8 protein-coding genes are annotated in these 8383 nt (G+C 64.8%); 4 read left to right on the forward strand and 4 right to left on the reverse strand.

All coding sequences use genetic code 11. The annotated features are described in order from the left end of the window. The 3 genes from tsaB to ACEW8G_RS16035 all read right to left on the reverse strand — a co-directional run. Window positions 1–243, reverse strand: a 243-nt coding sequence (tsaB, locus tag ACEW8G_RS16025) for a tRNA (adenosine(37)-N6)-threonylcarbamoyltransferase complex dimerization subunit type 1 TsaB (protein WP_373489395.1), incomplete at its 3' end; no start/stop codon positions are given. A gap of 57 nt (window positions 244–300) precedes the next feature. Beyond that, the gene (locus ACEW8G_RS16030) at window positions 301–900 is read right to left on the reverse strand and encodes a malonic semialdehyde reductase (protein WP_373489396.1); all 600 of its coding nucleotides are present in this window, start codon (window positions 898–900) and stop codon (window positions 301–303) included. Between the two features lie 45 nt (window positions 901–945). Then, entirely contained in the window at window positions 946–1521 is a 576-nt protein-coding gene (locus ACEW8G_RS16035; protein WP_373489397.1) for a NifU family protein, read from the reverse strand. A gap of 150 nt (window positions 1522–1671) precedes the next feature. On the opposite strand from ACEW8G_RS16035, the gene ACEW8G_RS16040 reads away from it, so the two are divergent. From ACEW8G_RS16040 to ACEW8G_RS16055, 4 genes are all read left to right on the forward strand, one after another. Next, window positions 1672–4596: a M16 family metallopeptidase gene (locus ACEW8G_RS16040; protein WP_373489398.1), complete on the forward strand. Its 2925-nt coding sequence runs from the start codon at window positions 1672–1674 to the stop codon at window positions 4594–4596. A 63-nt stretch (window positions 4597–4659) separates the two neighbouring features. Next, entirely contained in the window at window positions 4660–5592 is a 933-nt protein-coding gene (locus ACEW8G_RS16045; RefSeq protein WP_373489399.1) for a hypothetical protein, read from the forward strand. Window positions 5593–5637: 45 nt separating this feature from the next. Then, window positions 5638–6591 (forward strand): DMT family transporter, encoded by a 954-nt coding sequence (locus ACEW8G_RS16050; protein WP_373489400.1) that lies wholly within the window; start codon window positions 5638–5640, stop codon window positions 6589–6591. A gap of 98 nt (window positions 6592–6689) precedes the next feature. After that, a complete protein-coding gene (locus ACEW8G_RS16055; protein ID WP_373489401.1) occupies window positions 6690–7925 on the forward strand; it encodes a NupC/NupG family nucleoside CNT transporter in 1236 nt (411 codons plus the stop codon). 273 nt (window positions 7926–8198) lie between these two features. Here the strand turns inward: ACEW8G_RS16055 and ACEW8G_RS16060 are convergent. Further along, the coding region (locus ACEW8G_RS16060) for a hypothetical protein (protein ID WP_373489402.1) at window positions 8199–8383 on the reverse strand (185 nt) is incomplete at its 5' end.

The following is an 8383-nucleotide window of genomic DNA, read 5'->3' on the forward strand; positions in this document are numbered from 1 at the left end:
CGCACCCCAGGCCAGCGCCAGCGCCCGCGCCGCTGCCAGCCCGACCCGCACGCCGGTAAAGCTGCCCGGCCCGCAATTGACCAGGATCGTATCGGCGCGCCCGCGTTCGGGCAGTGCTGCGATCATCGGGATCAGCCGTTCGGCATGGCCGCGTCCCAGAACCGCGTGATCTGACGCAATCAACGCGTCGCGCTCAAACAGAGCAACCGAACAGGCTTCGGTCGCGGCGTCGATGACCAGCATCCGGCCAGGCGACCTGTACTCGTTCAGGGGCGGTGTCGGGCTCATGCCCGCAAAGCGCTAGCGGATTGTGTTGAACCGGTCAAAACCGGGACGTGGGCTACGACCGAATATCGACGATGGATCGCCATAACCCAGGGTTGAAATGAAATTCGATGTGACATTGGGCTGGTCTGCGAAGAACGCTTTGTCGACTGCTGCATTATCAAATCCAGACATCGGGCCAGTGTCCAGCCCCAAGCTTCGTGCGGCGAGGATGAAATAGGCGCCCTGGAGCGATGAATTGCGCAGCGCCGAGATGCGGCGGAATTCGGCCTTGTCGTCACCGGCAAACCAGCTGCGTGCATCGGTGTGCGGGAACAGTTCAGGTAAAAGCTCGTGAAATTCAAGGTCCATGCCGATCACCACCGAGACGGGCGCCGCGAGAATCTTTGCGGCATTGGCTTCCATGCAGCAGGCCGCCAGCTTCGCCTTGGCCTCATTGGACACGCACCAGACCAGCCGCGCGGGCAGCATATTGGCCGATGTCGGCCCCATTTTCATAAGGTCCCAGATCGCGTGCAACTGACCGGTAGCAACCGGCGCGTCGGTGTAGCCATTATACGTGCGCGCGGCGCGGAAAAGCTGATCCAGCGCGGCATCGTCGAGCGGTGCAGTCATCAGAAGCTAATTCCTCGTATCGGTTCAGCGCGGAGCGCAATCGCGTCAGGCGGCGCGCACTTCGATGACTTCGGGCACATAATGCTTGAGCAACGATTCGATGCCGTGCTTGAGCGTCGCGCTCGATGACGGGCAGCCCGAGCATGCGCCCTGCATCTGCAGATAAACCACGCCCTTGTCGAAGCCGCGATACAGGATGTCGCCGCCATCATTGGCCACTGCCGGGCGCACCCGGGTGTCGATCAGCTCTTTGATCTGCGCGACGATGTCTTCGTCTTCGGGATTGCTCGGCCAGTCGGCGCTCTCGGCCGGGACCGAAATTCCCGCAGCTGACGCGGCGCGGAACAGCGGCATGTCAGCGGAAAAATGATCGAGCAGGATCGAGAGTATATCGGGCTTGAGCGCAGCCCAGTCAGTGCCGGGACCTGCCGTCACCGAGATGAAATTATGGCCGAAGAATACGCCGGTTACATCACCCAGGGTGAACAGCGCCTCGGCCAAGGGCGAGGCGACCGCCTCTTCGGGCGAGGCAAAATCGCGGGTGCCCATGTCCATGACCGGGCGACCGGGCAGGAACTTGAGCGTGGCGGGGTTCGGGGTGGTTTCGGTTTCAATCAGCATGACTCGCTATTTGGGGGAGCGCGCCCCGCGCCGCAAGCCAGTTTTTCTTTATGACCCGGTCGTCGAAACGCCACGCCAGCATGTCGGCCAGTCCTGAGCAGTTGCCATATTCACTGGCCAGTCAGAATAGCCCTGCGTATAGCTTGAGGTATGATCGTATCCATGCTGCGCCCCGGGCGCGTTATCGCGCTCGCTGCTGCGGCGCTGTCCCTGACCTTCACCGCTCCGCTGCTGGCGCAATTGCCCGGTGAGCCGGTGGCAAGCGGCAAGGATGAGAACGGCCAGCCGCTGCGCCCGCCCAATCTCTCGCCCGACGAGCCGACACCCTGGCTGTATCGCGGCAGCAACGTGCCGGTCGACAAGGCATGGACCTTTGGTGAGCTGAAAAACGGCGTGCGCTATGCGGTGCGCCGCAACGGTGTGCCGCCGGGGCAGGTTTCGATCCGGGTGCGGATCGATGCCGGATCGATGATGGAAACCGACAGCGAACAGGGCTTTGCCCATCTGCTCGAGCATCTGACCTTTCGCGGATCAAAATATGTGCCCGATGGCGAGGCGATCCGCATCTGGCAGCGGCAGGGCGCGACGTTCGGCAGCGACAGCAACGCTGAAACCACGCCGACGCACACAGTCTACAAGCTCGACCTGCCCGGCGCGACGCCCGCCGGGCTTGATGAGAGCATGAAGATTCTCTCGGGCATGATCCGCGAACCGAGCCTGACCGGCGAGGCCGTGACCGCCGAGGTGCCGGTGGTGCTCGCCGAGTTGCGCGAACGTTCAGGCGCGCAGGTGCGCGTGGGCGATGCCAGCCGCCAGCTGTTCTTTGCCGGCCAAAGGCTGGCGGAACGCTCGCCCATCGGCAAACCTGAAACGCTGAACGCAGCGACCATGGCATCGGTGCGCGCGTTTCATGCACGCTGGTATCGGCCCGAGAACACTGTGATCGTGATTTCGGGCGACGTTGACCCCGCCACCTTGGAGCGGCTGATCGAAACCTACTATGCTGACTGGAAGGGCAAGGGCAAACCCGCGCCATACCCGGGCTTTGGCGATCCCGCGCCCGATGGCCCGGTGGCAAAGGCGCTGGTCGAACCGGGCTTTCCTTATCTGGTCAGCATGGCGATCCTGCGGCCGTGGCGCCCGGTCAATGATACGATTGCCTATAACCAGCAAATCCTGATCGATCTGGTCGCGACCCAGATGATCAACCGGCGGCTGGAAGGCCGCGCCCGGGGCGGCGGCAGCTATCTGCAGGCGCAGGTCAGCCGCGATGACGTCAGCCGGTCGGTCGACGGCACTTTTGTCAGCGTCGTGCCGCTTGGCGCCGACTGGCAGGCCGCGCTCGCCGATGTGCGCGGCGTGATCGCCGATGCCACCAGTTCTGCAGCGAGCGAGGAAGAGATTGCGCGCGAGCTCGCCGAGTTTGATGCGGCGCTCGCAGTGCGCGTCGAAAGCGCGGACACCGAGGCGGGAGCCAAACAGGCCGACGATATCGTCAATGCCGTCGATATCCGTGAGACCGTCGCCACCGCGCAGACCGCTCTCGATGTGTTTCGTGAAATGCGCAATCTCTACACGCCCGAACGGCTGCTGGAGGCCACCAACCGGCTGTTTGCCGGCGTTACAACACGCGCGGTGCTGGTGTCACCCGAGCCGGTGGAGCAGGGCGAGCAGCTGCTCGCGACAGCTCTGGCGACCGACGCAACAGCCGATGGCACCGCCCGGCTGGCCGCCAATGCGGTGAGCTTTGACGACCTACCGGTCATCGGCATGCCGGGCACGGTCGCCAGTGTCATCGATCTCAAGCTGCTTGGCATGGAGATGGTGGAGCTGTCGAACGGCGTCCGTGCGATCCTCTATGCCAATGATGCCGAGGTTTCCAAGATCATGGTCAAGGTGCGCTTCGGCAATGGCTATCAGGCATTTCCCGCCAATCAGCCGGGGCTGGCTTGGTCGGGCCGCGCGGCCTTGGTTGCCAGCGGCATCGGCGAGATCGGGCAGGAAGGCCTTGACCGGCTGACCACGGGCCGCCGCATCGGTTTTGGCTTCGATATCGAAAACGACGCCTTTGCATTCAGCGCCGACACCCGCCGCGCCGATCTTGCCGATCAGCTCAAGCTGTTTGCGGCCAAGCTCGCCGCGCCGCGCTGGGATGATGCGCCAGTGCGCCGCGCGCGCGCAGGGGCAGAGCTTGCGTACCCCAGCTATTCGGTCTCACCCCAGACCGTGCTCGAGCGCGATCTGCAATATCTCACCCGCAACCAAGACCCGCGCTGGAAGGTGCCCGCGCCGCAAGACACTGCGCTGCTCACCCCCGAAGCGTTCCGCGCCACCTGGGAGCCGATGTTGGCACAGGGGCCTATCGGAGTGCTGCTGTTCGGCGATTTTGACCGCGCAGCGGCGATCGCGGCGCTTGAAAAGACCTTCGGCGCGCTGCCGCCACGGCAGGCGGTGCCGGTGGTCGGCGGGCCTCAGACGCTGTCTTTCCCCGCGCCCAATCGCGAACCCGTTGTCGTGCGCCACAATGGCGCGGCGGATCAGGCCGCTGCGTTCATCGGCTGGCCAACCGGTGGCGGCATGGAAGACATCAAGGAGAGCCGTCAGCTCGAAATCCTCACCGCGATCTTCAACAGCCGACTGTTCGATCAATTGCGCGCAGAAGCAGGGGCAAGCTATGCCCCACAGGCGCTGAACAACTGGCCCTCGGCGTTTGCCAGGGGCGGCTATATCGGCGCCATCGGTCAGCTGTCCCCCGACAAGGTCGAGGTGTTCTATCGGATCGCCAACGCCATCGCGCGTGACCTGGCGGCGACGCCGGTGACCCCCGACGAACTTGCCCGCGCCACCGAGCCGTTGCGCCAGCTGGTCTCGCGCGCGAGCACCGGCAACAGCTTCTGGCTCAACCAGATGCAGGGTGCGACGCGCGACCCGCGCAAGATCGCCGCGATCCGCTCGATCCTCACCGACTATACCGTGACCTCGCCCGAACGCATGCAGGCGCTGGCGCAAAAATATCTGAAAGTTGACAGCGCATGGTCGTTCGTGGTGCTGCCCGAAGAGGCACAGGGCCGCTGACTTTGCCCGACGTCCTGTCGTGTATTTTCCAGCGGTTAACCCCCGTCGGGCATAACACTAACTATGCCATTTGACATTCTGCCCTTTCGTCTGCGTTCCCGGTTCAATCAGCGCCGCCACGATGCGGTGTGCCGTCCGGTGCTCAATGCGCCGCCGATTGTGACGGCGCACGATGGGCTGGTGATCTTTTCGATGATCGGCACTGCGGTGCTGCTGCCCTATCTGGTCGCGGTGAAATCGCTGTGGCACGCGTTGCGGCGCGGGCGCATCATGATCCTTTCCGATGGCACGCTGACGCAGACCGACCGGGCCTTGCTGACCGAACATTGCGGCGCGCCTGAGATCATTGAGATTGCCGACGTGGATACCGGCAGCTTCCCCAAAGGCGGCACATGGGAACGGCTGTTGACCATCCTCGACTGGCGCGCCGATGATTACATGATCCAGCTCGATAGCGACACGGTGACACTCGGCCCGCTGCCCGAAGTCGTCGATGCGATTGCCGCAAACCGCAGCTTCACGCTGCTTGGCGGCCCGCAATGGGATATCGGCGCGCTGACCTGCACGGCGTTTCGCCCGCCCGACGTGCTGCCCGAAAGCGCGCGCGATCACATTCAGACGCATATGGAGCGGGCGCTGGCGCAGATCACCGACGCGGACCGGCTGCGCTATATTCGCGGGTGCTCGGGCTTCACCGGCTTTGCACGGGGGTCCGGCGGACGCGCGCTTGCAGGCCAGTTCGCGCGCGATATGGCCGGGCTGCTCGGCAGCGAGGCGATGCACCAATGGGGTTCGGAACAGGTGACCTCGAGCTTCCTTATCGCCAATGATGCCGATCCGCTGCTGCTGCCCTATGCGCGTTATGGCAATTACTGGGGCGAGGCCTGGCGTGCCGATTGCCGGTTCATGCATTTCGTCGGCGCGCATCGGCACGACGGCACGGCCTATCGCGACGCCACGCGCGCGGCGATAGACGCAATGAACGCGCCGGGGTAAGCCCGCGCTGGACAACCGCACCGCCTCACCCGATAGCGGGCCGCCATGGCCAGTACCGCTGCTCCCCTTCCGCCAAGACCTGCGCTGCTGATGCTGCCCGTGCTCGCCTGTCTGGGCGGCATGTTCTTCTTCGGCGCGATGGACACCGCGATGAAGGCGGTGACAATCGACATCGGCGTGGTTGCGGCGTTGTTTTGGCGGTGCGCCATCGGATCGGTGATCGCGATCGTGCTTTATGCTGCGCGGCGCGGGCCGCTGCCCGGTCACGCGCTCATTCGCCTGCACCTGCTGCGCGGCAGCGTGGTCGCGGCGATGGCGTTGCTGTTTTTCTGGGGGCTGGCGCGCACCCCGATGGCTGAAGCGATTGCGATCAGCTTCATCGCGCCGATCATCGCGCTGTTTCTGGCGGCGATCCTGCTGGGCGAGACGATTGGCCGCAATGCGATCTACGCCTCGCTGCTCGGGCTGGCCGGAGTGCTGGTGATCGCAGGGAGCAGGCTGGGCCTGTTCGGCGGGGGCGATAGCGGCGCCAGCACCGCGTCGCTTCCCGGCATTCTGGCGATCACCGGATCGGCAGTGCTTTATGCCTGGAACCTGGTGCTGCAGCGCCAGCAGGCGCAGATCGCAAGCCCGCAGGAAATCGCGCTGTCGCAAAACCTGATCGTGTGTTTCTGGATGGCGCTGGCGCTACCGTTGGCGGGAGCCATGCCGGGGACTGGCAGCATCGACGCGGGCACGGTGTGGCTGCTGATCGCGGTTGCCGCCGTGCTGTCGATCATCTCGCTGCTGCTGCTGTCATGGGCCTATGCGCGGGCCGAGGCGCAGGCTCTGGTGCCGCTGGAATACAGCATGCTGCTGTGGGCGGCGCTGTTTGGCTGGTTTGCTTTTGGCGAGACCCCGGGCTGGGCGACGCTGGTCGGCGCAGGTCTGATCGTCTGCGGCTGCTGGCTGGCAACGCGGCGCGTTGGGGCGGCAGAGGCCCCGGTGGTCACCGTCTGAGTCCACCCCCCTTTCCGCTTCCCCCTGATCGCCAATCTGGCTAGGCAGAGTAAGGCAAGACCGCGATCGGGCGCGGCACACGGGGACGCATTGAACGCATGACACGCATCGCGCTGGGGCTGGCAGGCATCGCGCTCATTCTTGGGCTCGCGTTGCTGCTGTCCAACAACCGCCGAGCGATCCGGCTGCGCGTCGTCGGCGCGGCGTTTGCGCTGCAGGCGGGCATCGCGGTGCTGGTGCTGTATGTGCCGTTCGGCAAGACCGCGATCCAGACGATGGCAGGCGGGGTTTCCAACCTGCTGGGCTATGCGCAGGCGGGCACCAATTTCATATTCGGGCCGCTGGCCAGCCCCGAGATTGGCGGCAACAGCTTTGCCATCGCCGCGCTGCCGGTGATCATCTTCTTCTCGGCGCTCGTCTCGATCCTCTATTACCTCGGCATCATGCAGCGCATCATCCAGTGGGTGGGCGGCGCGATCCAGAAGCTGATCGGCATTTCCAAGGTCGAAAGCCTGTGCGCGGCGGCAAATATCTTTGTCGGGCAAAGCGAATCGCCGCTCGTTATCCGGCCCTATCTGGCCGCGCTGAAGCCCGCGCAGCTGTTCACGGTGATGAGCGTCGGCATGGCGGGCGTCGCGGGCACGATTCTGGCCGCCTATGCCGCGATGGGCATCCGCATCGATTTTCTGCTCGCCGCCGCCTTCATGTCCGCGCCCGGCGGCATCCTGATGGCCAAGATAATCATGCCCGACGATCCCGCCGATGCCAGCCCCGAGGCGGTCATGCCGCTTGATGTGGAATATGAGGAAGAACGCCCCGCCAATGTCATCATGGCCGCCGCGATGGGCGCGCAAACCGGGGTGAAGCTCGCGGTGGCGGTGGGCGCGATGGTGCTGGCATTCGTGGCGCTGGTGGCGATGGCCAACGGCCTGCTCGGCGGCATCGGCGGCTGGTTCGGCGTCACCGATCTGTCGTTCCAGGGCATCGTCGGCTATGTGTTCGCGCCGATCATGTACTTGATCGGCGTGCCGTGGGACGAAGCGCTGCGCGCGGGCGGGCTGTTCGGCACCAAGATCGTGCTCAACGAATTTGTCGCGTTCATCGATCTTGGCGCGGCGGACATCGGCCTGTCGGCGCGCTCGGTGGCGATCATCACCTTCGCGCTGTGCGGCTTCGCAAATTTTTCGTCGATCGCGATTCAGATGGCGGTGACCGGCGGCCTGGCGCCAAGTCAGCGCCCGATGATCGCGCGGCTGGGTCTGAAGGCGCTCGCTTCCGGCAGCCTCGCCAACCTGATGAGCGCGGCGCTCGCGGGGTTGCTGATCACGGTGTGATGCCGGCTTCGGCACGACCACAGCCGCTCAGCCTGAGACAAGTAGAAAGCCACGCGCTGACGCTGGCGAGATGCAATCCCCGTCACCCTGAACTCGATTCAGGGTCCATTTCTCGTCTCGCGGCTTTGGCTTTTGGGGCACGATGGATGCTGAAACACGTTCAGCATGACGGGTTGGGCAAATGGTTGCGCGGGGCCTTCGACGGGCTCAGGCTGAGCGGACGGGGGTGACCCAGGCGGGACCGCCGGGACATACGGGATGATGTGGTGGTATCTACGCCCCCAGCAAACCCTTCAGCCGATACAGCGTCTCGAGCGCCTCGCGTGGGCTGAGCGCGTCGACATCGACACCCGCCAGCGCCTCGCGCAATGCATCCTTTGCCTCGGGCACCTGCGCCAGTGCTGCGGCGAACAGCGGCAGGTCGTCGAGCCCCGCCGCCAGCCCGCCGGTCGCCTGCC

The sequence above is a fragment of the Blastomonas sp. genome (assembly GCF_041747255.1).
Taxonomy (GTDB): Bacteria; Pseudomonadota; Alphaproteobacteria; order Sphingomonadales; family Sphingomonadaceae; genus Blastomonas.

Excerpts from the sequence above, each read along its gene's own strand:
- ACEW8G_RS16045 (WP_373489399.1), top strand. The coding sequence starts at position 4,660 with ATGCCATTTGACATTCTGCCCTTTCGTCTGCGTTCCCGGTTCAATCAG.
- ACEW8G_RS16040 (WP_373489398.1), top strand. The coding sequence starts at position 1,672 with ATGATCGTATCCATGCTGCGCCCCGGGCGCGTTATCGCGCTCGCTGCT.
- ACEW8G_RS16030 (WP_373489396.1), bottom strand. The coding sequence starts at position 900 with ATGACTGCACCGCTCGACGATGCCGCGCTGGATCAGCTTTTCCGCGCC.
- ACEW8G_RS16035 (WP_373489397.1), bottom strand. The coding sequence starts at position 1,521 with ATGCTGATTGAAACCGAAACCACCCCGAACCCCGCCACGCTCAAGTTC.
- ACEW8G_RS16050 (WP_373489400.1), top strand. The coding sequence starts at position 5,638 with ATGGCCAGTACCGCTGCTCCCCTTCCGCCAAGACCTGCGCTGCTGATG.
- ACEW8G_RS16055 (WP_373489401.1), top strand. The coding sequence starts at position 6,690 with ATGACACGCATCGCGCTGGGGCTGGCAGGCATCGCGCTCATTCTTGGG.